The 25,400-nt window shown below is 64.7% G+C and carries 24 protein-coding genes and 1 pseudogene; 15 read left to right on the forward strand and 10 right to left on the reverse strand.

Annotated elements, in window-relative coordinates; genetic code table 11:
• Positions 1-49 precede the first annotated feature (49 nt).
• Complete coding sequence (locus E3T41_RS05955; protein ID WP_104133005.1) at positions 50-517, reverse strand: SDR family NAD(P)-dependent oxidoreductase; 468 nt, start codon at positions 515-517, stop codon at positions 50-52.
• A gap of 60 nt (positions 518-577) precedes the next feature.
• On the opposite strand from E3T41_RS05955, the gene E3T41_RS05960 reads away from it, so the two are divergent.
• Positions 578-1,729: a cation:proton antiporter gene (locus tag E3T41_RS05960; protein WP_104133004.1), complete on the forward strand. Its 1,152-nt coding sequence runs from the start codon at positions 578-580 to the stop codon at positions 1,727-1,729.
• Here the strand turns inward: E3T41_RS05960 and E3T41_RS05965 are convergent.
• Entirely contained in the window at positions 1,726-2,127 is a 402-nt protein-coding gene (locus E3T41_RS05965) for a DUF3592 domain-containing protein (protein ID WP_233195416.1), read from the reverse strand. The genes E3T41_RS05960 and E3T41_RS05965 overlap by 4 nt on opposite strands.
• 80 nt (positions 2,128-2,207) lie before the next feature.
• On the opposite strand from E3T41_RS05965, the pseudogene E3T41_RS18735 reads away from it, so the two are divergent.
• Positions 2,208-2,552: pseudogene (locus E3T41_RS18735) on the forward strand (LLM class flavin-dependent oxidoreductase); the annotation flags it as partial.
• 94 nt (positions 2,553-2,646) lie between these two features.
• Here E3T41_RS18735 and E3T41_RS05975 read toward each other — a convergent pair.
• A complete protein-coding gene (locus E3T41_RS05975; RefSeq protein ID WP_134477745.1) occupies positions 2,647-3,330 on the reverse strand; it encodes a GntR family transcriptional regulator in 684 nt (227 codons plus the stop codon).
• 154 nt (positions 3,331-3,484) lie between these two features.
• Complete coding sequence (locus tag E3T41_RS05980) at positions 3,485-5,263, reverse strand: gamma-glutamyltransferase family protein (RefSeq protein ID WP_370257170.1); 1,779 nt, start codon at positions 5,261-5,263, stop codon at positions 3,485-3,487.
• Positions 5,264-5,530: 267 nt separating this feature from the next.
• Between E3T41_RS05980 and E3T41_RS05985 the strand changes: the two genes are divergently transcribed.
• Complete coding sequence (locus E3T41_RS05985; RefSeq protein WP_092447933.1) at positions 5,531-6,307, forward strand: sulfite exporter TauE/SafE family protein; 777 nt, start codon at positions 5,531-5,533, stop codon at positions 6,305-6,307.
• Positions 6,308-6,342: 35 nt separating this feature from the next.
• Positions 6,343-7,236, forward strand: coding sequence for an amidohydrolase family protein (locus E3T41_RS05990; RefSeq protein WP_092447934.1), 894 nt, complete (start codon positions 6,343-6,345; stop codon positions 7,234-7,236).
• Positions 7,237-7,257: 21 nt separating this feature from the next.
• Here E3T41_RS05990 and E3T41_RS05995 read toward each other — a convergent pair whose 3' ends face one another.
• The 3 genes from E3T41_RS05995 to E3T41_RS18935 all read right to left on the reverse strand — a co-directional run bounded on the left by E3T41_RS05995 (position 7,258) and on the right by E3T41_RS18935 (position 9,601).
• The gene (locus E3T41_RS05995) at positions 7,258-8,019 is read right to left on the reverse strand and encodes an SDR family NAD(P)-dependent oxidoreductase (protein WP_092447935.1); all 762 of its coding nucleotides are present in this window, start codon (positions 8,017-8,019) and stop codon (positions 7,258-7,260) included.
• Positions 8,020-8,074: 55 nt separating this feature from the next.
• On the reverse strand, positions 8,075-9,073 hold the full coding sequence (locus E3T41_RS06000) for an acetamidase/formamidase family protein (protein ID WP_104133001.1): 999 nt from the start codon (positions 9,071-9,073) through the stop codon (positions 8,075-8,077).
• Positions 9,074-9,352: 279 nt separating this feature from the next.
• Entirely contained in the window at positions 9,353-9,601 is a 249-nt protein-coding gene (locus E3T41_RS18935; protein ID WP_134477867.1) for a nucleotidyltransferase family protein, read from the reverse strand.
• Positions 9,602-9,624: 23 nt separating this feature from the next.
• Between E3T41_RS18935 and E3T41_RS06010 the strand changes: the two genes are divergently transcribed.
• The 8 genes from E3T41_RS06010 to E3T41_RS06045 all read left to right on the forward strand — a co-directional run bounded on the left by E3T41_RS06010 (position 9,625) and on the right by E3T41_RS06045 (position 18,263).
• On the forward strand, positions 9,625-10,245 hold the full coding sequence (locus E3T41_RS06010) for a Fic family protein (RefSeq protein ID WP_198416392.1): 621 nt from the start codon (positions 9,625-9,627) through the stop codon (positions 10,243-10,245).
• A 564-nt stretch (positions 10,246-10,809) separates the two neighbouring features.
• Positions 10,810-12,216 (forward strand): DUF6421 family protein, encoded by a 1,407-nt coding sequence (locus E3T41_RS06015; RefSeq protein WP_092447938.1) that lies wholly within the window; start codon positions 10,810-10,812, stop codon positions 12,214-12,216.
• The gene (locus E3T41_RS06020) at positions 12,216-12,881 is read left to right on the forward strand and encodes an SDR family NAD(P)-dependent oxidoreductase (RefSeq protein ID WP_170851516.1); all 666 of its coding nucleotides are present in this window, start codon (positions 12,216-12,218) and stop codon (positions 12,879-12,881) included. The genes E3T41_RS06015 and E3T41_RS06020 overlap by 1 nt, the downstream gene beginning before the upstream one ends.
• A gap of 142 nt (positions 12,882-13,023) precedes the next feature.
• On the forward strand, positions 13,024-13,908 hold the full coding sequence (locus tag E3T41_RS06025; protein ID WP_104132999.1) for an ABC transporter ATP-binding protein: 885 nt from the start codon (positions 13,024-13,026) through the stop codon (positions 13,906-13,908).
• Positions 13,905-15,017, forward strand: coding sequence for an ABC transporter permease (locus tag E3T41_RS06030; RefSeq protein WP_092447940.1), 1,113 nt, complete (start codon positions 13,905-13,907; stop codon positions 15,015-15,017). Before E3T41_RS06025 ends, E3T41_RS06030 begins: the two co-directional genes overlap by 4 nt.
• Before the next feature lie 31 nt (positions 15,018-15,048).
• Positions 15,049-16,131, forward strand: a complete 1,083-nt coding sequence (locus E3T41_RS06035; RefSeq protein ID WP_134477749.1) for a low specificity L-threonine aldolase — start codon at positions 15,049-15,051, stop codon at positions 16,129-16,131.
• The gene (locus tag E3T41_RS06040) at positions 16,128-17,813 is read left to right on the forward strand and encodes a long-chain-fatty-acid--CoA ligase (protein WP_134477751.1); all 1,686 of its coding nucleotides are present in this window, start codon (positions 16,128-16,130) and stop codon (positions 17,811-17,813) included. Before E3T41_RS06035 ends, E3T41_RS06040 begins: the two co-directional genes overlap by 4 nt.
• A gap of 27 nt (positions 17,814-17,840) precedes the next feature.
• Positions 17,841-18,263 (forward strand): nitroreductase family protein, encoded by a 423-nt coding sequence (locus tag E3T41_RS06045; RefSeq protein ID WP_134477753.1) that lies wholly within the window; start codon positions 17,841-17,843, stop codon positions 18,261-18,263.
• On the opposite strand, the gene E3T41_RS06050 is transcribed toward E3T41_RS06045, so the two are convergent.
• From E3T41_RS06050 to E3T41_RS06060, 3 genes are read right to left on the reverse strand one after another with little or no spacing between them, the layout of a single operon-like run.
• Positions 18,260-18,730 (reverse strand): hypothetical protein, encoded by a 471-nt coding sequence (locus E3T41_RS06050; RefSeq protein ID WP_092447944.1) that lies wholly within the window; start codon positions 18,728-18,730, stop codon positions 18,260-18,262. The two genes, E3T41_RS06045 and E3T41_RS06050, sit on opposite strands and share 4 nt — an antisense overlap.
• A gap of 32 nt (positions 18,731-18,762) precedes the next feature.
• On the reverse strand, positions 18,763-19,812 hold the full coding sequence (locus E3T41_RS06055; RefSeq protein WP_092447945.1) for a zinc-dependent alcohol dehydrogenase family protein: 1,050 nt from the start codon (positions 19,810-19,812) through the stop codon (positions 18,763-18,765).
• A 60-nt stretch (positions 19,813-19,872) separates the two neighbouring features.
• Positions 19,873-22,053 carry an ATP-dependent Clp protease ATP-binding subunit gene (locus tag E3T41_RS06060; RefSeq protein WP_134477755.1) on the reverse strand — a complete coding sequence of 727 codons (2,181 nt, stop codon included), beginning with the start codon at positions 22,051-22,053 and terminating at the stop codon, positions 19,873-19,875.
• A 271-nt stretch (positions 22,054-22,324) separates the two neighbouring features.
• Here E3T41_RS06060 and hisC point away from each other — a divergent pair, with 271 nt between their 5' ends.
• The 3 genes from hisC (at position 22,325) to E3T41_RS06075 (ending at position 25,399) form a co-directional block, all read left to right on the forward strand.
• Positions 22,325-23,392, forward strand: coding sequence for a histidinol-phosphate transaminase (gene hisC / locus E3T41_RS06065; protein ID WP_134477757.1), 1,068 nt, complete (start codon positions 22,325-22,327; stop codon positions 23,390-23,392).
• A 67-nt stretch (positions 23,393-23,459) separates the two neighbouring features.
• Positions 23,460-24,455 carry an ABC transporter substrate-binding protein gene (locus E3T41_RS06070; RefSeq protein ID WP_092447948.1) on the forward strand — a complete coding sequence of 332 codons (996 nt, stop codon included), beginning with the start codon at positions 23,460-23,462 and terminating at the stop codon, positions 24,453-24,455.
• A 32-nt stretch (positions 24,456-24,487) separates the two neighbouring features.
• Positions 24,488-25,399, forward strand: a complete 912-nt coding sequence (locus E3T41_RS06075) for an ABC transporter permease (RefSeq protein WP_092447949.1) — start codon at positions 24,488-24,490, stop codon at positions 25,397-25,399.
• Position 25,400 lies beyond the last annotated feature (1 nt).

The raw sequence follows: 25,400 nt of genomic DNA on the forward strand, positions 1-25,400 counted from the left end.
AACCGCCGCCCACGCCCCACCCTCAACCTCGAAACCCCCGCCTACCGCCTCAACCAGCTACTTCTCGAAGCAAAAACCCCCGCGTTGCCCTGACCACTTGACTTTGCCCAATCATGGCCGGGAGAAACTCTCGGGTGATGTACATCGGGGCGAGCGCGTTGATCTGCATGGTAGGGCGGGTGTCTGCGCCGTTGTCGTGCTCCCAGAAATATTTGCCACGCACGATTCCGGCGTTGTTGATGACGACGTCGGGGTTGCCGATCTCGGTGCGCACGCGCTGTGCGGTCTGCGCGATGGCGCCGAGATCGGCGATATCCACGACGTACGGCGCGATCCGGGTGAGCCCGTTGGAGCGTTCCGTCAGGATGGCAGCAGTTTGGGCGAGCGCAGCACCGTCGCGGTCCCAGAGGATGACGGCTTTGGCCCCCTCGGCAACGCAGCGTTCGGCATACAGGCGGCCCATGCCGCTGGCTGCTCCGGTTATCAGCACGTGGGCTCCGGCGACGGTTCGACTCATACCCCCATCATGCCGTCTGCAGCAGTACTACGCTCGATCTAGCAATAGGAGGAGGCGCGGATGGACTTTCAAACCCTCGCGATCATCTCCGTGGTCGCGTTGCTCGGGCCACTCCTGGCAATGCCGCGCCGCTGGAATATCCCGGTCGTCATTGGCCAGCTCGCCGCCGGCGTCATCGTCGGTCGAACCGGCTTCGGCCTCATCGAGGCCGCCGACCCCACGCTGACCCTGTTAGCGGATGTCGGATTCGCGTTGATCATGTTCGTGGCCGGCACGCACGTGCCGGTCCGTACCGGCGCGATTCGCGCGGCGCTCTCGGCGGGCCTGGTGCGGGCGATTCTCGTCACGGTCTCGGCGAGCGCCCTCGGCGTGGCCATCGCGATAATGTTCGGAACGAATCATGCACCTCTCTATATAGTGCTGCTGGCTTCCTCGTCGGCCGCGCTCGTGCTGCCGCTCATCCACTCCCTGGGGCTGCGCGGGCGCTCGATGCTCGAACTCACGGCACAGGTTGCGATCGCGGACATCGCGGCCATCGTGGCGCTGCCCCTGGCCATCGACCCGCCGAATGCGGGCCGCGCGGCGCTCGGCGCCGCCCTGATCGCGGCGTTGGCCGTGGCCTTGTACGTCTTGTTGTCCCGTTTGGAACGAAACGGCTCCCGCGCACGGCTGCACAAGCTCTCGGCGAACCGCAAGTTCGCCCTCGAGCTGCGCATCCAACTGGCCATTCTGTTTGCCCTCTCGGCGGTGGCCGTGTTCAGCTATGTCTCGGTCATGCTCGCCGGTTTCGCGTTCGGGCTCGCCGTCGCAGCGGTCGGCGAACCGCGCCGCCTCGCCCGACAGCTCTTCGCCCTCGCCGACGGATTCTTCGGCCCGCTGTTCTTCGTCTGGCTCGGCGCTTCGCTCGCGCTGCGCGACCTGACCGACCACCCGCAGATGATCGCCCTCGGCCTGACACTGGGCCTGGCGACCTTGCTGACCCACGCGACCACCCGGGTGCTGGGCCTGCCCCTGTCATTCGGGCTGCTGTCGGCGGCCCAGCTCGGTATACCGATCGCGGCCGCGACGATCGGTACCCAGCTGCACGTGCTCGCCCCCGGGGAGGCGGCGGCGCTGCTGCTCGGCGCACTCGTTACCATCGCGGTGACCGCGGCGGCAAGCGGATGGGCGCGGCCGCGCGCAGCATCCGCTGCCGAAAAGACGGTCGGTTAGACGAACATCAGCACGATGCCGGTCACGCCGGCGAGCACGCCGATGCCGAGCAAGACCAGGCCGATCAGGCGCAGGCCCTTGCCGTCGAGTTCGGGGTCGTGTGTGCGGCAACGCTCGGGATGGCGGTTGCGAAACCACACGCGCACATCGTCGCCGGGCACCAGGTGGTGCGTCTCGTGGGTGTCGGCCGGGCATTCGTGGACATCGCCGTCGCCATCAAACCAGCGGATGACCGTGGCCGGCCCCGACGCGGCGATCACCGCGGTCGTGCGGGTCCAGCGGCCACTGATGCCGCGCACGGACAAGCCGACAATGTAGAGCAGCGCTCCGATGATGAGGCCGACGAGGGTGAGGATCTCGCTCATGATGCCGGCGAAGTCGAGAGCGTGCACTGTCACCGCCGTCCGTTTATTGTTGTCGTCCTGGCTCCAGAGTAACGTTTGACGCCCCGACCAGGCGGCAGTCTAGGCATGAAACCATGCGATTCGGACTGTTGGTACCCCAGGGCTGGCGACACGATCTGGTCGGAATCGAACCCGCCGAGCAGTGGGCAACCATGAGCGGCCTGGCCACCCACGCCGATGCCGGTGCCGGGGAATCCATTTGGGTCTAAGACCACTTTCATACCGTGCCGGTGCCAAGCAGGCAGGCCATGCACGATGCGTGGTCGCTGATCTCCGCGTTCGCTGCCACCACGACACGAGTGCACCTCGGCCAGATGTGCACCTGCATGAGCTACCGCAACCCCGGTTACCTGGCCAAAGTGGCCACGACCGCCGATATCATCTCGGGTGGACGCATCGAGCCGATCGTAGCCCTGGGCCATACCAATTCCATGCCGCTTTCGGCCATGCCGTCGCGGGCATCCTGGCTGGGAAAAATCGGCCTGCTGCGCGCTCTTGACAAGGTTGCGCCGACTAATGGGGAAGGCCGGCGCCGTCTACCGTGTCTTGGTGATCACGGATCGTCGCGGCGGTCTGCATGACGTGAGCCATCATGCACACCGCTGCCCGGTCGCCGTCGTGGTCGCGCAGCGCCTCGTAAATCTGGCGGTGCTGATCCCACGAGCCGGCGGCCCGGGTCACGACGACCTGGTAGAAATACCAGCGAATTCGTCGTTGCAGCACCCCCAGCATTCGGGCAATCACCGAGTTGTCGGCGGCCTCCACGACAATATTATGAAACCGGTCGTTGAGCTCCAGCAGGTGCTTAACGTCCTGGTCCGCGATCGCCGCATCACCATGCCCCAGCAGTTCCTGGAGCCGAGCTAAATCGACGTCTGAAATATTTTCGGCGGCCAACCGTGCGCAGTCGCTTTCCAACAGTGAGCGGGCGTGGAAAACCTCCTGCACTTCCTTGTCACTGGGAGCGTGCACGAAGGCACCCTTCTTGCCCGGCCGATGTTCGACGAAGCCGTCGTGCACGAGCCGTTGAATGGCCTCACGCACCGGGTTTCGGCTCACCCCCAGCTGCTTGGCGACTTCGTCTTCGCGCAGGTGGGAACCCGGTGCGATGACACCGTCGACAATGGATTCTTCCAACACCTCGTAAACCCGTTCGCCCAGGGTTTGCGCAGCTTTCAGTAGGCCGAGAGTGCGCAACTCATCCCCTTTCGACTCCAAGACGTCCCACACTTCAGCTATTCCTCTTCGACCATTCCTGCGTGGCGGACCGCCATCTGCCGCCGTCCGGCGCGCACAACATTTGTTGATTATGCCGCAGTTCTCGGGGCGCCTCGTTCAGTGCCCCGTGCGACTAGCGCCCGACGGCGTAGCCCTGGTTGCCCCGAGGGTTGGCCGCAGCCTTGAGCCAGCCGCCATCGCGCGCCACGGCGCTCACTCGCCCTTCGGACCACGGCTCACCGACCACGACGACGTGACCGCGATCCCGCAGCTCGTCAAGCACGGCCGAATCAAACCGACTCTCCAGATAGACCTCGGCTGGATGCGCATCCCGCGGGAAGAAAGAGTTGGGCATGTGCGTGGAGTGAAAACCGGGGGCATCGATACCCTCCTGCAGATTCATATCGCCGTGCACGAGGTTCAGGAAGAAGTTCAACGACCATTGATCCTGCGCGTCGCCGCCCGGGGTTCCGAACGCGAGCCAGGGCCTGCCGTCGCGCAGGGCGAAGGACGGCGTCAGCGTGGTTCGTGGGCGAGCGCTCGGGCGCAGGGAGTTCGGCAGACCCTCCTGGAGCCAGAACATTTGAGCGCGGGTGCTGAGGCAGAAGCCCAAGGCGGGGATCGTTGGGGACGATTGCATCCAGCCGCCACTGGGCGTGGCCGAGATCATCATCCCGTTGGCATCGACCACGTCGACGTGGCAGGTATCCCCCCGGGTCTCCCCCGAATTGGAGATCGTCGGCTCGCCGGATCCGATCAAATTCTCATATCCGGCTGGAGATGCCGGGTAATGCGGCAGTCGTGCCTGGGCGCCGCCGGGGTTGCCGGGGCGGAGTTCCACGGAGGCCGTGTCGGTGATCAGCAGGCGACGCTGCGCGTTGTATTCCGGGCTGAGCAGAGCCGCCATGGGCACGTCGGTGAAATTCGGGTCGCCGTACCAGGCCTCGCGATCGGCAAAGGCGAGTTTGCAACTCTCCAGGATGGTGTGCACCCAGTCAGCTGAGCCGGGTCCCATCGCGGTCAGATCAAAGCCTTCGAGCAGCGCCAGTTGCTGCAGAAAGACGGGTCCCTGCCCCCAGGGGCCCGTCTTGCAGACGGTGTAGTTGTGATACTCGTAGGTGAGCGGCTGTTCCACCGTGGGCTCCCACCGGGCCAGGTCCTCGGCTGTCAACAGCCCCCGATGACGCTCCCCCGAGGTATCCATCACCTCGTTGTCTGCGCAGAATTCACCGATGGCTTCGGCGACAAAACCTCGGTACCAGCAGTCCCTGGCCGCGCGGATTTGCGCTTCTCGCGACCCGCCGGCAGCTTCGGACTCCGCGACTATCCGGCGCAGGGTCGCGGCCAGCACAGGATTTCGGAAACAGCTTCCGGTCGCGGGCACCTGTCCGCCCGGCAGCCAGGTCGCAGCTGAGGTGGGCCACTCGGTCGTGAACAGTTCCTGCATCGTTTCGATGGCAACGGATACCCGTTTGAGCAGCGGATGCCCCTCCTCGGCATAGTGGATGGCCGGTTCCAGCACCTGGCGCAGCGTCATGGTGCCGTGCAGTTCCAAGAGGAGCGTCCACGCCCCAAAGGCACCCGGCACGACCGCGGGCAGCAGGCCCGTCCCTGGCATCACGTCCAGGCCCAACCCGGTCACGGCCTCGATCGTTGCCGCAGCCGGCGACACGCCCTGACCGCAAATGGTGGATACCTGCTGGTCGATTTCCGACCAGACCAAAATCGGAACCTCGCCACCGGGTCCGTTGAGGTGAGGCTCAACAATTTGCAGCACGAAGCCGGTGGCTACCGCGGCATCGGCGGCATTGCCGCCGCGCTCGAGGATGCTCATTCCGGTGGCCGAGGCGATCCAGTGGGTGGAGGCCACCATACCGACGTTTCCGACGAGTTCAGGACGGGTGGTAAACAAAATTCGTGTCTCCTTGGCTGATGCGCGGTGCGCCATTTTCTGCGGTGACGAGGTGGCAGGCGCTCTGGTGTTCGGGGCTTGTTCCGCCGAGCAGACGCGGCACCTCGGTTCGGCAGTGATCAATCGCAACCGGGCAACGGGCGTGGAACGGGCATCCACTTATTGCTTCGGTTGGACTCGGCAGGTGAAAGGAGTGAAATAGTTCGTCCGTTGTCTGGATACTGTATACGGTATAGAGACAGATCGTCTATGAATAGGACAATAACCATGGAAATTGAGATAGGGCTACTCAATGGCACGATTATCTTCGTGGCGGGGATCGTGGCCGGAATCATCAACGTGGTGGCCGGCGCGGGAACGCTGATCACCTTTCCGACCCTGCTCGCCCTCGGCATCCCCCCGATCACCGCCAATGTGTCGAACACCGTTGGTCTGGTACCAGCCTCCGTCACCGGCGCCTACGGCTACCGTCGAGAACTCCAGGGGCAGTGGCGCGCCGTGGGGCTCATGGCCATCTTCTCCGCCATCGGCGGGATCGTCGGCGGCGTCCTGCTGCTGGTTCTGCCGGCATCCGCATTTTCCATGGTCGTTCCGTACCTGCTGATCCTTGCAGGTGTGCTCTCCGCAATTCAGCCGCGCATCGCGCGATTCGTGCGGCGCAAATCTGCAGCAACCCATGCCGACACCCGCCCGGTGACGATTGGTCTCAGCCTCGGCGTGCTGGCGACGGGCGTGTACGGCGGCTATTTCGGTGCAGCCCAGGGCGTTGTACTTCTCGCCCTCCTCGGGATTCTCTGGTCGACCGACATGCACCGCGCCAACGGGGCCAAGAACGTTTTGGCCGGTGTCGCCAACGTCGTGTCGTCGGTGATCTTTATCTCCAGCGGCACGGTCGACTGGATGATTGTCCTCCTGATCGGCGTGGGCTCAGCCCTCGGCGGCTGGCTCGGTGCCAGAATCGGGCGGCGCCTGCCCGCTCCAGTGCTGCGCACGATTCTCGTGATCGTCGCGCTGACGGCCGCGGCCGTGTTGCTGGTCACGTAGTTACTCCGGTCAGGCAATCTGACACACTGGATGCAATGAGTCTCAGTGACAACGCGGTACCAACCTGGTGGCGGGGGCTCGGCCTGCCCGGGCTGGTCGACCTGCACACCCATTTTCTTCCCGAGCGGATGCTGCGGCGCGTCTGGGCTCACTTCGACGAGATCGAGCCGCTCATCGGTCACCCGTGGCCGATTCACTATCGCGACGACCAGGAGTCGCGACTCGCGACGATTCGCCGACTCGGCGTGCGGCGCTTCACCGCGCTGTCCTATGCGCATCGCCCCGGAATGGCGGCGTCCCTGACCGATTTCTCACTGGACCTCGCGGACGAGCATGCCGACTGCGTTCCGAGTGCCACGTTTTACCCGGAGGATGGCGTGCTCGATCAGGTTCAGTCCGCCCTCGACCGCGGCGCTCGAGTATTCAAAATTCATGTGCAGATCGGGGCTTTTGACCTGCGCGAACCGATCCTCGACCCGGTCTGGGGGCTACTGGCCGACGCAGCGATTCCGGTCGTGATCCATGTCGGCAGCGGGCCGGTTCCTCGACCGGGCATCACCGGGCCGCACACGCTTGCAGGAGTGCTGGTGCGGCATCCGCTGTTGACGGTCGTCGTTGCACACATGGGCGCCCCGGAATACGGCGAGTTTCTCGACCTGGCCGAGCGGTATCCCTGGGTGCACCTCGATACGACGATGGTGTTCACCGACTTTTTCGAGCAGCTCGCGCCCTTCGACCCCGCCCTGCTGTCCCGGCTGGCGGACCTGCCCGACCGTGTGGTGCTCGGCAGCGATTTTCCCAACATTCCGTACCCGTATGCGCACCAGTTGGAGGTGCTCGAACGCCTGCGCGCCCGAGAGCCGCGACTCGACGACGACTGGCTACGCGCGGTCTGCTGGTACAACGGCCTGCGCCTGATCGGCGAGTAGTTCGGTAACGAACTCAGGACGTCAAAATTGGATTCCGCGGGTGAGCGCGCCATCGATCAGCAGGTTCGCGCCCGTTGTTCGGCTCGACACCGGGCTGGATAGAAACACGACGCTCGCTGCAATCTCCTGCGGCGTGCCCATGCGACCGGTCGGGTTGAGCCCTACCGCCTCGGTGAAGAAGTCGGTATCACTGGTCTCGAGGCTCTCCCAGACTCCACCCGCATGGTACGTATTGCCCGGTGAAACCGTATTTGCACGGATTCCTTTCGCTGCAAGCTGGTAGGCGACACCGGCAATGTAACCGATGATGGCCGTCTTCACCGTGCCATACGGGCCGCTCGCGAAGTCCACCTCGCGGCCGGATACGCTCGACAACGCCACTATCGACGGCGCGGTGCTCTGCTCCAGAAATGGGATCGATGCCTTCACGAGGTTGACCGTTCCCATTAGATCGACCTCGATTGAGTCCGTCCAGTTGGCCGCCGTATCTGGAATGGCCAGGGCGCTCACGTTACTCACCACCATGTCGATGCCGCCGAAGCGCTTGGCGGAGTCGGCAACCCATCGCCCCAGAGCCTCGCTGTCGCGTACGTCGAGCACCGTGCCGACGACAGTGGCTGGGCCATTGGCGAATTCGGATTCGGTAGCGGCGACTTCCGCTGCACTGCGGGCACAGAAGGCGACGTTGGCGCCCTCGGCAACGAAGGCATCGACGATCGCGCGCCCGATGCCCTTCGTGCCGCCGGTGACGAGTGCGGTTTTTTGGGCGATGCGCAGATCCAAGGTGGGTCCTTTCGGTGATGCGGGTTCGGAGCGAGTGAGAAAGTCTCGGAACAGGTCAGCGGATGGCGGCCCGCTCGCGCAGGTCGCGGTGCATCCCGTCGAAAGCGTGAACGGTGGGGAATAGCGATTTGCGCACCTTCACGACGACGCTGTAATTGGGGTCGACCACGTTGGCAATGGGTGCCTCGGCGGTCTGGCTAAGCAGTTGGTAGGCATCCATTTCGTGCAGATCGAAGAGCTCGCTGAGCCAGCGGATCATCTCGAGCTGAGCGATCCGCCAGGAATCTTCCATGGGTCGGGACGAGCCGACGATCATCCAGTAGTCGTCGGTTTCCAGGCGCGGCCATAGCGGAGCGCGGCCCTTGATCAGGTCGACCAGAATGACGGAGTTCATTGCACCCTCGACGGCGGTGCCGCAGCTCTCACCCTCGCCCTGCCGGTAGTGACCGTCGCCGATAGAGAATAGAGCGCCCTCAACGTTTACACCTAGAAAGACGGTGGTGCCGGGCTTGATCTCGGGGGTATCCATGTTGCCGCCAAAACGCTCGGGCACGAGGGAGGAGCGCACCTCGCCCCCTGATGGGGCTACTCCCACCGTGCCGAGCATGGGTGCGAGTGGCAGTGCTACCTCAAAATCGCTAAAGCGGGATTGGAAGCCGACGGTGCCAGCCAGCGTATCAACCTCGTAGATCCAAGTAGCTTCAGGCAGCGCCTGTTGCAGCATGGCGGTGCGATCGGTGCTCGTCATGCCGCCAAAGAAGGGGATGGCAGCCGAGGCTCCCCAGCTGCGCGCCGGGGTGAGATCAATGATGTGAATGGCCAGAGTGTCGCCCGGTTCGGCCCCTTCCACGTAGAAGGGGCCGGTCTGCGGGTTGAGGTAGCGAAAGTCGAGCACGTGGCTGGCGACGTCGCTGACGCGCGTCAGTGCGTGGTTGAACGCGTCCTCCGACCAGAGGTTGAGCAGGGTCCCTGGCCGCACCCGGTGGCTGGGCGCCGCGCCGCCGAAGGTGTACACGAACTGGCTGCGATCCGGGCGAAAGTCGAGGGAGTCCATAATGCAGCATATCGCGGCGATATATGCCCACGTCGTCACCATATGCCGATACCTGCATGGCTTGCGTTGGCGGCGGTCAACCTACTTCAATCCGCGGCGGGGAGTAGAAAATCGCTCAGACCGGATGCCCCGCCCACGACGTAATACCCGTCGCCAGCGTCGGTCCCACCCATGAGCACGCCCCGCGCGGCGCGGTAGGCGGCGCGCCGCTCGAGGGTGGTCGGTTGAGTACGTCAATATGATCGAGTGCGTCCCGCACGAGCTCGACATCGGACCGGCTCACAGCGGCACGGCCTCTTTCACTACTCGTTCAGAGAGGTGTTCGCGAAGGCCACTGGCCACGACGTCAACTTTGGTTCCGAGCTGGTCGCCCAGCTCGCGTTCCAATCGAGCCAGCGCGAGCAGTCCCGTTCTTGGCGCAATGTCGGCCTTCAGGTCGATATCGGACTCCGAGGTATCGATGCCGCGGGCAGCACTCCCGAAGACGCGGAGGTTCGTAGCCCCGCGAGCGGCGGCCAGAGCGATTATCTTGCTGCGATGCTGCCATCGCTTTGGCCGACGGCTTAAACCTCGACGCCGTTCTCACCATGCACCGTGCTCTGTTGGAGAAGTCGAATCCCCTGATTGTCGGACGCTGGCGGAACGAGCAAGTGTGGATCGGCGGTGGTTCAATTTCTCCGCACAACGCCTCGTTCATTCCCCCGCACCAGGACCGAGCCCCCGAATTCATGGATGACGTAATGAAGTTCGTACGTCGCAGCGATCTCCCTGTGATCGCGCAGGTCGCGATAGCGCATGCTCAGTTCGAAACCATCCATCCCTTCCCCGACGGCAACGGTCGCACCGGGCGCGCCCTAGTGCAGGGGATGCTGCGCGCAGGCGGCGTCACCAAAAACGTGACCGTCCCAGTCTCCGCCGGTCTCCTCGGCGACACCAAGGGCTACTTCAATGCACTTAATGCTTATCGCAATGGGGATGTGCGTCCGATTATCGAGACGATGGCGGAAGCCGCGTTCGCTGCCGTCACAAACGGTCGCAGGCTGGAGAAGGAAATCACGTCGATCACCGCCGGATGGGACGCAACGGTACAAGCGCGCTCGTCGATGCCGGCATCCTGTCTCAGCCGACAGCAGGCCGACGCAATCGCCATTGGCAGGCGACAGAACTACTGAACGCGCTGGACGATTTCGGTGCCCGCGCACGTCGTCAACGCTTGGGAAACTGAGGGCCCCCAGATTTCGCATTACGTGTCGCGCGCGGAACTCACGACTCCCCTCTGGCTTGCTCCGCGCGATAGGACGGGACCTCGAAGGGGTTCTGGGGAAGGGGTGACTCCGGTGAGCTACACAGTAGAAGTCACACGCGAGGGAGGCCGAAACTCGGGCGGTGGTCACCGACACGTCCGAACGCGCCGTCGAACTGGCCGACGCAGGTTATTCGGTTCGCGATATCGGACACCTCCTCGGCATCACAAAGGGCCGCGATTCCCGAATCGTCCCCGGCAGGCGTATCAGAGCCTGAGTATGCACGCTCCACTCCGGTGCACGGTCACGTCGGTATGAAGTGCGCGCACGCGAGCGGAACGTCGATTCTCGGCGTCCAAACCCAGCACGAGCGACGATTTGTTGCGAAAAATAGCAAGAAAACGCCGCTCCGTGACCGATATTCTGAAATAGCAGCCTTTTCGGTGCGCACGCCCGTCGCGACCGCGGCACTCACGAGAACGGGAGGTTCCCATGTCGATATCTGTTGAAAAAACACACGTAGCTAACGCTCTGGTCGGAGAGCCCGAGGTTCTCGAGGACGGCGTCAATCTCGCGCAGCATCCGTCCTGGCTCGACCTCAAGGCCGCGGCGACCTCGCTGCAGGGCCTGCAGTCGCAGGACGGCTCGATTGCCGACGCCTCGCGGCATGCGGATGCTGACGTCTCCGTTTCGCGCATCACCGCCGCGGTCACCGACCTCGCGCCGCGCTTCACACACGATGCCGCCTATCTTGAAGCCCTGATCGTGGACTTTGACCGTTGGGCCTCCGACGGATTCGGCGTGCCCGACTTCTACGATTCCCTGATGGCTTTTCAGCCGCAGCAGCACCGCATCAACGGGCTGCGCCACCTCGTGGTATTCCCGATGTACACGCAGAACGGCAGCGCCAACCGGCTCGTCGAGGCCGTGCTGATCGAGGTCATCTGGCCGGAATTCATCGGCGAACTTGAGGCCGGCTATACGAACAAACTGTTCGTGCCAATTCGTTTTCTCGATTTCACGCCTGGCTACGACACCAACTCGGCCGTACTCTTTCCCGAGACGGTCGCGATGCGCGAGATTCCGACGTTTACCTGGGGGGCGATTTTCGCCGACCGTGAAGCCGCCCGTTTTCGCCGGGTCGTGCGCGCGGCCGCCGAGATCACGCGGCTCGAGCTGCCGTCCGAGGCTACCGCGCTGCTCGACGACCAGCACCTCACCGAAGAGACCTTCGTGATGTGGGATCTCATCCACGACCGCACGCACATGCGCGGCGACCTGCCGTTCGACCCGTTCATGATCAAGCAGCGCATGCCGTTCTTCTTGTATTCACTCGAAGAACTGCGCTGCGACCTGACCGCCTTTCGCGAGTCGGTCACGATCGAGCGCAGCGAGCTGGCCAGCCCGGAGGCGCGTCGGCACGCGAAACTGGTGCAGTACGCGGTCATCTTCGACCGCATCTTTCGGTTCGCCATCACCGGCAACCGGGTGCGCAACTATGACGGCCTCGGCGGCCAGCTATTGTTCGCCTGGATGCACCAGCACGGTGTTCTGCACTGGACCGACACCCGCCTCACCTTCGATTGGGACGCCGTTCCCGAGGTGGTCATCGCACTCGGAGCGCAGGTCGACGAGCTGTACTGGGCGTCGATCGACCGACCGAAGAAGGCGCACTGGCTCGCGGCCTACGAGATGATCTCGAAGACCCTCACTCCGAATCCGGCGTCGACCTGGGCCCGCGGCCTGCCGCTCGAGGTGCTCGCCGGCGCCCCGAAGGGCTACACCGACCAGGTTCTCGACGACGAATTTCCGCTGTCGATGTTCTTCGAAGCGCTGGAAAAGAAGATGCGCACGGTCATCGACTCGACGGCCGGTATCACCGCCAGCGCGGTCGACTGATGGGTGCCAGTCTGGCCGTCGCTGGCCGAACCGTGCTCATCGCCGGGGCGACCAGCACGGCCGGCCTGGCCGTCGCCTCGTCACTAGCGGATGCCGGCGCGCGCGTCGTCGCCGTCGGCTCCAATCTCGCCCGCCTCCAGTCCGTGCTCGCGGTCGCGCCCGAGGCCGCGCTCTACGAGTGCGACCTCACTGACTTTGCCGCCGTGACTGCCCTAGCCGGCGCGATCGGCCCGATCGACGGGCTCATTCACCTCGTGGGCGGCTGGCGCGGCGGCGGCGGTTTGGCCGGTCAGACCGACGAGGATTGGGAATTTCTGCACTCGCACGTGGTCACCACGCTGCGCAACACCACCCGGGCGTTCAACGCCGACCTGCTGGCCGCGTCGGCCGGGCGGCTCGCCATTGTGTCGAGCGTGTCGGTAGACCGACCGACCGCTGGCGGCGCAAATTATGCGGCCGCGAAGTCCGCGGCCGAAACCTGGGTGCGCGCGGTCGGAGCGGGGTTTGCGAAAGCGGGCGACACCGCCGCGGCTGCGATCTTCGTCGTGCGCTCGCTCGACGGGCTCGAAACAGATCTGGCTACCCGGGTGACGGGTTTGTGGGAGGAGGCGGCGGCATCCGTCAATAACAGTCGGGTCCTGCTCAAGGCCGACACCGAAACCTAATGCTGTGAAACACAAGCCGCGCTGCCGAAACCGGCGCACGCGCCGGCCGGTGGATGTGTCGGCCGGTGGATGTGTCGGCCGGTGGATGTGTCGCGCCGGCCGCCCGCGCTACCGTGAAGTCACGCACAACGAAGGGGCGGGCATGCTCGACATTCGGGGAGTCACCAAGAGCTACGGAACCCGGCAGGTGCTCAGCGACGTGAGTTTCACCGTCGGGGACGGCCGCATGACCGGCTTCGTCGGCGCGAACGGGGCCGGCAAGACCACGACGATGCGCATCATTCTCGGTGTGTTGTCGCCCGACTCGGGCACCGTGCTCATCGACGGGGTTCCGGTTACCGCGAGTGATCGCCGCCGGTTCGGCTACATGCCCGAGGAGCGCGGCCTCTACCCGAAAATGAAGGTCGCCGAGCAACTCGTCTACCTGGCCCGCCTGCACGGGCTGTCACCGGCATCCGCGCGCCGCAACACGACCAATCTGCTGGAGCAGCTCGGCCTCGGCGAACGGGCCGGCGATACCGTCGAGTCACTGTCGCTCGGCAACCAGCAGCGCGCCCAGATCGCCGCCGCGCTCGTGCACGACCCCGAGTTTCTCGTGCTCGACGAGCCGTTTTCCGGCCTTGACCCACTCGCCGTCGAGGTGGTCATGAGCGTTCTCGCGGGTTACGCGGCGCAGGGCGCGCCCGTGCTGTTCTCGTCGCACCAGCTTGACATCGTCGAACGGCTCTGCAACGACCTCGTCATCATCGCCGAGGGTGAAATTCGCGCCAATGGCTCCGGCGAGGCCTTGCGCGACCAACACGGTCGCCCCCGGTATGAGATTCGTACCGCGGGCAACATCAGCTGGATCCGTTCGCAGCCCGGCATCACCGTCGTCGACTTCGACGGCGATTACGCCGAATTCGAGGCAGAAACGGATGCCGCCAGCCAGGCGGTCCTGCAGCACGCGATCACGCTCGGCGCGGTTCACACCTTCAGCCAGCAGAGACCCAGTCTCGCCACCATCTTCAAGGAGGTCATCGCATGAGCAACGCCACCCGCCCGCTGCACACCGCGCCCACCTTCGCCCAGGGTGTCTGGCTGGTTTCCAACCGCGAGATCGCGGCGCGGTTGCGCAGCAAATCGTTTCTGATCGCGACCGGCATTTTGCTGTTCATCTCGATGGGCTCCGTCATCGTCGGCAGCATTATGAGCCAGAACACCAGCCTGACCAAGGTCGCCGTGGTCGGCACCGCGATCAGCGTCGTCGAGCAGACGCAAGCCTTCGACATCGTGGAAGCATCCAGTGCCGAAGACGCCGAGGCGCTCGTGCGCGATGGCACGGTCGATGCGGCCGTTGTGCCGTCGACGAATCCCGCTTCCTTGCTTGGCATCACCGTGATCGCGCTCGATTCGGCGCCGGGCGAGGTTCTCGGCGCGCTCAGCGTGAACCCCGAACTTGCGATTCTCGAACCGGCCGAGCAGGACGGTTTTCTTGCGTACCTCGTGGCGATCGGCTTTGGAATCATCTTTCTCATGTCCGCGACAACCTTTGGCGCCACGATCGCGCAGAGCGTCGTCGAAGAGAAGCAGACCCGCATCGTGGAGATTCTCCTGTCAACGATTTCGGTGCGGGCCCTGCTCGCCGGAAAGGTGCTCGGCAACAGCCTGATGGCGTTCGCGCAGATCGTCTCGATCGGCTTGTTGGTCTCGATCGGTCTGGCGGTGACCGGGCAGCGGGTGCTGCTGGCCGACGTCGGCCCGGCGATCGTGTGGTTCGCCGTGTTCTTCGCCTTCGGCTTCGTGCTGCTCGCCGCCCTCTACGCGGCCACGGCATCAATGGTGTCCCGGCAGGAAGACGTGGGATCAGCGACCTCGCCGGTGTTGTTCCTCGTCATGATCCCGTATTTCATGGTGGTTTTCTTCAACGACAACCCACTCGTGCTGGCAATCATGTCGTACGTGCCGTTCTCAGCGCCGGTCGGGATGCCGGTGCGCATCTTCCTGGGCCAGGCCGAATGGTGGGAGCCGGTGCTCTCGCTCGTCGTGCTCGCCCTGTCGACGATGGTGGTGATTCTGATCGGGTCGCGCATCTACTCGAACGCGCTGCTGCGTATGGGCTCCCGCGTCTCCCTGCGCGAGGCTCTGCACAAGTAGCGGCATCCACTTCGTGCAGACGGCCAGACGGATGCGGGAGGATGGAGGGGTGACCCAACTCCATGATCTTTCGTCCCGCGGTTTCGCCTCCGACAATTACTCCGGCATTCATCCGGAGATTCTGGAGGCGATGACCCGGGCCAATGGCGCCCACCAGGTCGCCTACGGTGAAGACGTCTACACGGCCCGGCTACAGGAGGTCTTCGTCGAACAGTTCGGCGCTGGCGTTGAAGCGTTCCCCGTTTTCAATGGCACCGGCGCCAACGTCACCGGGCTGCAGTCAATGCTGCCACGCTGGGGCGCCGTGATCTGCTCGGCCACCGCGCACATTCACACTGACGAGGGCGGCGCCCCCGAACATGTCGGCGGCTTCAAGCTGCTGCCGGTCGTGACCCCCGACGGCAAGCTGACCCCGGAGCTGATCGACCAGGAAGCCTGGGGCTGGGGCGATGAGCACCGCGCCCAGCCGCTCGTCGTCGCGATCACCCAGACCACCGAGCTCGGCACCGCGTACACCGTCGACGAGGTGCGCGCCATCGCCGATCACGCCCACTCCAAGGGCATGACGCTGCACATGGACGGCGCCCGCATCTCCAACGCCGCCGCCAGCCTGGGTGTGCCGCTGCGCGCGTTCACCCGCGACGCCGGCGTCGACGTGCTCAGCTTCGGCGGCACCAAAAACGGCATGATGCTCGGTGAGTGCATCGTGGTATTGAACCCATCGGCATCCACTGGTCTGAAATTTCTGCGCAAGTCGAACATGCAGCTCTCCAGCAAGATGCGGTTCGTCTCGGCGCAGCTCATCGCGCTGCTCGACGGCGACCTGTGGCTGCGCAACGCCAGCCACGCCAATGCCATGGCGGCTCGGCTGCGCCGCGCGCTCGAGACCGAACTCGCCCAGGGAACCATCACCGGCCTCAACTTCAGCCAGGCCACCCAGGCCAACGCCATCTTCGCCACCCTGCCCGACGGTGTCGCCGACCGGCTGCGCGAATCCTTTCGCTTCTACGACTGGGATGCGTCCAAGAACGAGGTGCGCTGGATGTGCGGCTTCGACACGACCGAAGACGACATCGACCAGTTCATCGCCGCCATCACCCGAGAACTGTCATGACCTTCAAGGATCAGCCCTGGCTCGCCTCTTACGCGCCCGGCGTGCCCGGCACCATCGACGAGACCACCGAAACCCTCACCGAGATGATCGAGGCCTCGGTCGAGACCTTTGCGTCGAACATTGCCTTGGATTTCTTCGGCGCCACGACCACCTTTGAGCAGCTCGGTGAGCAGATCTCCCGAGCCGCCAACGGCCTGCGCAAGCTCGGCGTGAGCCCGGGTGACCGAGTGGCCCTCGTGCTGCCTAACTGCCCTCAACACGTCGTGGCGTTCTACGCGGTGCTGCGCCTCGGCGCCATCGTGGTTGAGCACAATCCGCTCTACACCGACCGCGAGCTGCGCCACCAGTTTGAAGACCACGGCGCCAAGGTCGCGATCGTCTGGGACAAGGTCTACGACGCCGTCCGTGCTTTTCCCAGAGATATGGGCATAACGGATGTCGTCACCATCGATCTCACGCGCGCCATGCCGTTCTCGAAACGGCTGGCCCTCAAGCTGCCGATCAGGAAGGCCCGGGACGCTCGCGCCTCCCTCACCGCCGGGCCTGGAAAGGGCGCGATCAGCTGGGACTCCCTCGTCGGAACCCGCAAGTTGCATGCCTCGCATCAGCGCCCACTGCTCGGGGACACCGCCGTTTTGCAGTACACGAGCGGCACGACCGGCACCCCCAAGGGCGCCATTCTGAGTCACTACAACCTGCGCGCCAACGCCGCCCAGGGCTCCGCCTGGGTGGCGGGCCTGCGGCCCGGCGAGGAAACCGTGTACGGCGTGCTGCCCATGTTCCACGCCTACGGCCTCACGCTGTGCCTCACCTTTGCGATGAGCATCGGTGCCCGCCTCGTGCTGTTTCCCAAATTCGACGAGAAGCTCGTGCTCGACGCCACCAAGCACGCACCGCCCACCTTCCTGCCGGCAGTGCCGCCGATCTACGACCGCCTGGTCACGGCCGCTGCGAAGAAGAACGTGAGTCTCGCCGGCATCCGTTTTGCTATTTCTGGTGCCATGAACCTGCCGGTGTCGATCGTGGAGCGCTGGGAGAGCGCGACCGGCGGGCTGTTGGTCGAGGGCTACGGCATGACCGAGGCGTCCCCGATCGTGGCCGGCAACCCGATCGGCCCGAGCCGCCGCCCCGGAACGGTTGGCGTGCCGTTTCCGAGCACCGACATTCGCGTGGTCGACCCGGAGGACCCGACGGTTGAGCGCGGCTTCGAGGAGGAGGGCGAGCTGCTCGTGCGCGGTCCGCAGGTGTTCTCGGGCTATTGGGACCGCCCGAGCGAGACCGCCCAGGTGCTGCTGCCCGGCGGCTGGCTGCGCACCGGCGATATCGTGCGGGTCTCCGCCGACGGCTTCATCACCGTCGTCGACCGGATGAAGGAACTCATCATTACCGGCGGATTCAACGTGTCGCCGTCTGAGGTCGAAGAAGCCCTGCTCTCGCACCCCGACATCGTTGATGCTGCCGCGGTGGGTCTGCCGAGCGCGAACGGCGGCGAAGACGTCGTGGCCGTGGTCGTATTGGCTACCGGCGCCGAACTCGACGTGGCCGCGGTGCGCGAGTACTGCCGCACCCGGCTCTCGGCATACAAGGTGCCGCGCCGCATCGTCGAGGTCGACGACCTGCCGCGCAGCCTCCTCGGAAAGGTGCTGCGCCGCGAGGTGCGGGGCCGGCTGCAGGGCAAGTAGACCGGTCGGGCTCCGTCGGAGAGCAACATGCAGCCGGCTCGGTTCATTGTTGCCCGCCGCGGCTCGGCGAGCTTTACGAAGATCAACGATGCTCTCATGGGCTTCAACAAGGCGTGGGCCGACACGGCATCCGTTCTGATCGCCAGCGTGGCGAAGCTGTCGATCGATGAGACCCGCGAGAACCCGTGGGCACGCTACGACCTCGGTCAGGCCGTTGCCCACCTGTCGATCCAGGCCCAGCACGACGGACTGCACACCCACCAGATGGGCGGATTCGATGGTGCAGCCATCGCCGCAGCGTTCAACCTCACCGAGGATCAGACCGTCGTCACCGTCACGGCGCTGGGAGTGCTGGGCAATGCCGACGATCTCACCGCCGAGCTGCGCGAACGCGAAGTTGCCCCGCGCAGCTGCAAGCCGCTCACCGAGCTGCTGCTCGTCAACGACTAGCTCGCAGCGCGTGGCCCACGGAGTAACAGCGTCGGAATCAACGAACCGACAATGATCAGGGCCGTGAGCCACGCGAGGTGTACGTCGAGCGGGAACGGCCAATACATGGTCACCCCCACGCCGGCAAGGGTGACAATGAGTGCACCCAGGGCCGGCCCCCACACTCTGCGCCACGCCACTACCAGGGCCGCGGCGGGAAGCCAGTAGGCGACTTGGCTGCCCGCACCCATGTCCCGAACCATGTCGGCCGGTGCCAGCAGAAACGACACGGCGTCGACCCAGGGCCCGAAGAACATCGCGGCGCAGTGAAAAACCAGGGCAAGCCCGCTGACGAACGCCACCACAGCCCCCAGCCATCCCACGCGCACCGAACGTTCTCGCAGCAGCGGGTGACCCACCACGAGCCGCAGAATCGCGGAGGCGATGGCGAAGGCCAGTAGCCCTCCCCAGAGGAACGGTTGGTTCACAATTGTCCCTCCAGAGCGGGCCAGACGGTGGGTCAGGGGCGGAGCAGCACCTTAATAGCGCGGCGCTCGTCCATCGCGGCGTAGGCCTCGGCCACCTCGGCCAGCGGCAGCTGCAGGTCGAAGACCCGGCCCGGGTTGATCTGGCCGGAGAGAACCTCGGGCAGCAACTCCTCGACATAGCTGCGAACGGATGCGACACCACCGTTCACGCCCACGTTTGTTCCAAACAGGGTGCGGATCGGCAGTTCGGCGCCGCCGTTGGGCACGCCGACGTAGCCGACCATTCCGCCGGGGCGAGCCGATCGGATGGCCTGGTCCATGGATTCCTGGGTTCCGACGCACTCGAGCACGTAGTCAGCGCCGACGCCATCGAACAGGGCCTGCACGGCGGCAACGCCTTCATCGCCGCGCGCCTCGATGATGTCGGTCGCACCGAATTCGCGGGCGACGGCCTGGCGGTCGGCGTGGCGGGACATGGCCACGATGCGGCTCGCGCCGAGGCGCTTGCTCGCGAGAATGGCGCAGAGTCCAACAGCTCCGTCACCGACGACGACCACGGTGCTGCCCGGTTCCACGCCGGCCGAGACGGCCGCGTGGTGTCCGGTGCCCATGACGTCGGCGAGGGTGAGCAGGCTCGGAACGAGGTCATCGCTCGGAACTGTCGGCGTGGCAACGAGCGAACCGTCGGCGTGGGGAACACGCACGCGCTCGCCCTGGGCTCCGTCGGCGAATCCGCCGAGCTGGTCGTCCGCGCCCCACCAGCCGCCGTTGAGGCAGGAGGTGCTCACACCGTTCTGACAGTTGATGCAGGTGCCGTCGCAGTCGTAGAAAGGCGCAATGACGAAGTCACCGACCTTGATGGTCGAGACGTCGGGACCGATGGCTTCGACGATGCCGACGAATTCATGGCCGATCCGGTGCGGTTCCTTGGTGGGGGCGATACCCCGGTACGGCCACAGGTCTGACCCGCAGACGCAGGCCGCAGTCACGCGAACAATGGCGTCGCCACCGGTCGAGAGTACGGGTTCGGGAACTTCTTCGAGGCGAACATCCCGTTCGCCATAAATCACAGTTGCGAGCATGAATTAAGCGTAACCCGCGACTCTGGACATCTCCCTTTTACACGCGAGAGCGGGAATCGGCTAGAGCAGGTCCTCCTCGAGGGGAACGTCCACCAGCGCGGGGGCGGATTCGACGGTGAGCGAGTCCCCGTCGGCTTCCAGACTCACGAGCACCGTGTCGCCGTCGCGAATCTCCCCGGAGAGCAGCGCCCTCGCCAGGCGGTCGTCGATCTCGCGCTGCATGAGGCGTCGCAACGGACGCGCACCGTAGATCGGGTCATAGCCGCGTTCGGCCAGCCAGCGGCGGGCATCCGGTGTCACGGCGAGCTCGAGGCGACGTTCGGCCAGGCGCTTCTGCAGCCGGTCGACGTCGAGTTCGACGATTTCGCCAAGCTCCTCGGTGGTGAGCGAGGAGAACACCACGATGTCGTCGAGCCGGTTGACGAACTCGGGCTTGAAGGCCTGCCGCACGAGCGACTGCACGGCTTGTTCCTTCTGCTCCACCGACAGGGTCGGATCGACTAGAAACTGCGAACCAAGGTTCGAGGTGAGCACGAGGATGGTATTGCGAAAGTCCACCGTGCGGCCCTGGCCATCGGTGAGGCGGCCGTCGTCGAGCACCTGCAGCAGCACGTCGAATACCTCGGGGTGCGCCTTCTCGACCTCGTCGAACAAAATCACCGAATACGGGCGACGCCGCACGGCCTCGGTCAGCTGCCCACCCTGCTCGTAGCCGACGTAGCCCGGAGGCGCTCCGACCAGGCGCGACACCGAGAACTTCTCGCCGTACTCGCTCATGTCGATGCGCACCATTGCTTTTTCATCATCGAATAGAAACTCGGCGAGCGCCTTGGCGAGCTCGGTCTTGCCGACGCCGGTCGGGCCGAGAAAGAGGAAGGATCCGGTCGGCCGGTCGGGGTCGGAGATCCCGGCGCGTGAACGCCGCACGGCGTCGGCGACCGAGCGAACTGCCCGCTTCTGCCCGATCAGGCGGTGGCCGAGCTCATTTTCGAGGTTCAACAGTTTTTCGGTTTCGCCCTGCAGCAGCCGGCCGACCGGAATGCCGGTCCAGGCGGCGACGACAGCGGCGATGTCCTCGCTCGTGACCTGGTCGTTGACCATGCGGGGTCCGACTGATTCTTCTTTTTCGGCGTCGGCGAGCGCGCGTTCCATCACCGGAATATCCCCATAGAGCAGCCGGGAGGCCTTTTCGAGGTCGCCTTCCCGCTGAGCCCGGTCCGATTCGATGCGCGCGGTGTCCAGCCGCTCGCGCAGTTCGCCGACCCGGTTGAGCGAGGCCCGCTCGGCGTCCCAGCGGGCCTGTAGTTCCCCCAGGTTCGCTTGGCGCTCCGTGAGGTCGCTGCGCAGTTTTACCAAACGTGCTTTCGACGCGTCGTCTTTCTCCTTCTTCAAGGCGAGTTCTTCGAGTTTGAGCCGGTCGACGCTGCGCCGCAGCTCGTCGATCTCCACCGGAGAGGAGTCGATCTCCATGCGCAGCCGGCTCGCGGCCTCATCGATCAAGTCGATGGCTTTGTCGGGCAGCTGGCGGGCGGTGATATACCGATTCGAGAGGGATGCCGCGGCCACGAGGGCAGAATCGGCGATTGTCACCTTGTGGTGGGCTTCGTAGCGTTCCTTGAGCCCGCGCAGAATAGCGACGGTGTCTTCGACCGAGGGTTCGCCGACGAGCACCGGCTGAAAACGGCGCTCGAGCGCGGCATCCTTTTCAATGAATTCGCGGTACTCGTTGAGGGTCGTGGCGCCGATCAGGCGCAGTTCGCCGCGGGCGAGCATGGGCTTGAGCATGTTGCTGGCCGCGACGGAGCCCTCGCCGCCGCCCGCGCCCATGAGCGTGTGCAGTTCGTCGACGAAGGTGATGATCGCTCCGTCGGCGTCATTGATCTCCTTGAGCACGGCCTTGAGCCGTTCCTCGAACTCGCCGCGATACTTGGCGCCAGCCACGAGGGCGGCCAGGTCGAGCGAGACCAGCTGTTTGTCCTTGAGCGAGTCGGCAACGTCACCGGCCACGATGCGCTGGGCCAGTCCCTCGACCACGGCGGTCTTGCCGACGCCGGGTTCGCCGATCAAGACCGGGTTGTTCTTGGTGCGCCGGGTGAGCACCTGGCTGATCCGGCGAATCTCGGCGTCGCGCCCGATCACCGGGTCGAGCTTGCCGCTGCGGGCGATGTCGGTGAGGTTCACCCCGTAGAGCTCGAGGGCCGTCTTGGCGTCTTGCTGCGGTGGTCGCTGACCGGCTTGCATGAGCTGTCTCCTCTAAAGTTGAGCCTTGCTGGCTCAAGTTTAGTCCCCCCAGGCTAACCGCCGAAATAGGTCGCCGAAAATTACAAAACTGAACAACTTGTTCGGCCAAGCCCGCTGAACACCAGTCAGATAGTGCAGTTTGTGACGTGCTGATTGGTCGAATTGTCAAACTTCTGCTGCATCACTACGCTCTGAACCAGACCCGTCATTGCCGACGCTTTACTCGACGCGCATGTCTGGCACACCCGTCCCGAGTTGAGGTTGAAAAGTTATGGTGCAGCAACGCGAAGCCATCAGCAGACTGCCCGCGTACAAGCAGGGCACCGCAGCGGGCGATTCCGGAGCGTTCAAGCTCTCCTCGAACGAGAACCCGTTTGCGCCGCTCGCCTCGGTGACCGAGGCAATCGCATCCGCTCTCGGGGAGATTCATCTGTACCCGAGCATGGCCGTCGCCGAAGTCACCGACCGTATTGCGGCCCGGTTCGGCGTCTCGAGCGACAACGTGGCCTTCGGTGCCGGGTCGGTCGAGGTGCTATCCCAGATCATCCACGCGAGCGCCGGGGCCGGTGACGAGGTCATCTTCGCCTGGCGGTCATTCGAGGCTTACCCGATTCTGGTGCAGGTCGCCGGTGCGACGCCGGTGCCGGTCGCGCTCACGAGCGATGAGTGCCACGATCTGAACGCTATGGCCGATGCCATCACCGCGCAGACGCGACTGATTTTGGTCTGCAACCCCAACAACCCGACCGGCGCCTTCGTCACCAGCGAGGAACTGCACGCGTTCCTGGCCCGGGTCCCCGAGAACGTGCTGGTCGTCGTCGACGAGGCCTACGTGCACTTCAACCGTGACGCCTCCTCCGCTGTTGGCATTGATTTCTTTCGCCGTTACCCCAACGTGGCCGTGCTGCACACCTTCTCCAAGGCGTACGGCCTGGCCGGCCTGCGCATCGGCTACGCGATCGCACCGACCGCTATCGCGGCCAACCTGCGCCGGGTGGCCCTGCCGTTCGGCGTAACCGCGCTCGCCCAGCGCGCGGCCCTCGCCTCCCTCGACGCGGAGGCCGAGCTGACCGTGCGCATCGACCAGATCGTGGCCGAACGCACCCGGGTGCTCGGGTCATTGCAGGCGAGCGGATGGCGCGTAACCGACTCGCAGGGAAACTTCGTCTGGCTCCGCACCGGCGACGACACCGACCGGGTGAACGCCGTGTTCATCACCGAAGGCATTCTGGCCCGGGCTTTCCCCGGCGAGGGACTGCGCGTGACGATCGGCACGGCCGAGCAAAACGACCGATTCCTGGTCGCCGCGGCAGCCGCCCTCGCGCCCGCAACCGTCTAACCCCTAACCGTCCGGCCGCAGATTCCTGCGTGCCGTATCAGCATAAATTCAAAGGAGAATTTCCAGCATGAAACACACCAGATCTTTATCCGGTCTCGCCCTGGTCGCCGCGGGCGCCCTCGCACTCAGCGGATGCGCGGCGAGCGAGCCGGAAGCATCCGCTTCAGACGACATGATCACGATCGGCATCAGCCAGATCGTGCAGCACCAGGCGCTCGACGACGCCCGCGAGGGCTTCAAGCAGGCCTTCGTGGACGCCGGCTACGTCGAGGGCACCGACATTGAGTTCGACGAGCAGAACGCGCAGGGTGAGCAGGCCACCGCGAGCACCATCGCTGCTAAGTTTGCCGCCGACAAGGTCGACCTCGTGCTGGCGATCGCCACGCCCACCGCGCAGGCCGCCGCGCAGACGATCATCGACATTCCCGTGCTGTTCACCGCCGTGACCGAGCCCAAAGAAGCCGGACTGGTCGAGAGCTGGGAGAAGCCGGGCAGCAACATCAGTGGTACTAGTGACCTGAACCCGGTCAAGGAACAGCTCGAACTGATCCAGGAGATTCTGCCAGACGCCCAGACGGTCGGCATCATCTACAGCTCGGGCGAGGTCAACTCCGACGTGCAGGTTGAGCTCGCCAAGGAGGCTGCTAAGGACCTGGGCCTGACCATCAAGGAAGCCACCGTCACCAACTCAAGCGAGGTCGCCCAGGCCACCGTATCGCTCGGCGATGTCGACGCCATCTATATTCCCACCGACAACCGTGTCACCGAGGGCCTCGAAGCCGTCATCCAGTACTCCGAGTCGAACCAGATTCCGTTGTTCGGTGCCGAAAACGGCCAGGTCGAGCGTGGCGCCATCGCGACCTACGGCATCAGCTACACCGACCTCGGCTACCAGACCGGCCAGATGGCCATCCGCATCCTCGAAGACGGGGAGAACCCGGGCGATATGCCCGTTGAAACCCTCGACACGATCGAGTTCATCCTCAACCCGGCCGCTGCCGAGCGCATGGGAGTGACCCTCACCGAAGAACTCATCGCCAAGGCCGACCGAATCATCGAATAACAACCGCTCCTCATATCCGAAGGAATAACCAGATGAATGCGGCTCTCGAACTCGGCCTGCTCTACGGAATCATGGCGTTGGGTGTCTACCTGACGTTTCGAATCCTCAACTTTCCCGACCTCACCGTCGACGGAAGTTTCACGACCGGGGCCGCGGTAGCCGCGTCGCTCATTATCAATGGTGTGCCCGCTCCCCTCGCCACCCTCGCCGGGGCGGCGTCGGGAGCGGTGGCCGGTCTGGTCACCGGTGTGCTCTATACCAAGGGGCGTATCGACGGCCTCCTCGCCGGCATCCTGACCATGATCGCGCTGTGGTCGATCAACCTGCGCATCATGGGCAAATCCAATCTGCCCTTGTTGCGCGAAGACACCATGATGACGCCGCTGCGTGACGCCGGTCTGCTCGGCGGAGCCTGGAGCATCCTGATCTTCGCCGTTGCGGCCCTCATCATCAAGTTCGCCATCGACTGGTTTCTCAGTACCGACCTCGGCCTGTCGATTCAGGCGACCGGCAACAACGAGCAGATGATCCGCAGCCTCGGCGTCAATACGCACCGCACGACGATTCTCACCCTCGCGATCTCCAACGGGCTTGTCGCGCTCTGCGGCGCGCTCATCGCGCAGTACCAGGGCTTCGCCGACGTCAGCATGGGCATCGGCCTCATTCTGGTCGGACTCGCCTCCGTCATCGTCGGCCAGGCCGTTTTCGGGCGTCGCACCATTTTTCTCGCCTCGCTCGCCGTCATCGGCGGCGCCGTCATCTATCGCTTGGTGATCTTCTTTGCCCTGGGCGCCGGCCTCAACCCGAACGATATGAAGCTCATCTCGGCGCTGCTCGTCGTCGCAGCGCTGCTGTTGCCGCGCTGGGGCTTCCTGAAACACATCCCCTCGCTGCGCCAGATGCGTTCCGCCGCCGGCAGTGCCAACTACAGCAAAGCCACTTAGG

The organism is Cryobacterium sp. Hh38 (genome assembly GCF_004403235.1).
GTDB classification, from domain to species: domain Bacteria; phylum Actinomycetota; class Actinomycetes; order Actinomycetales; family Microbacteriaceae; genus Cryobacterium; species Cryobacterium levicorallinum.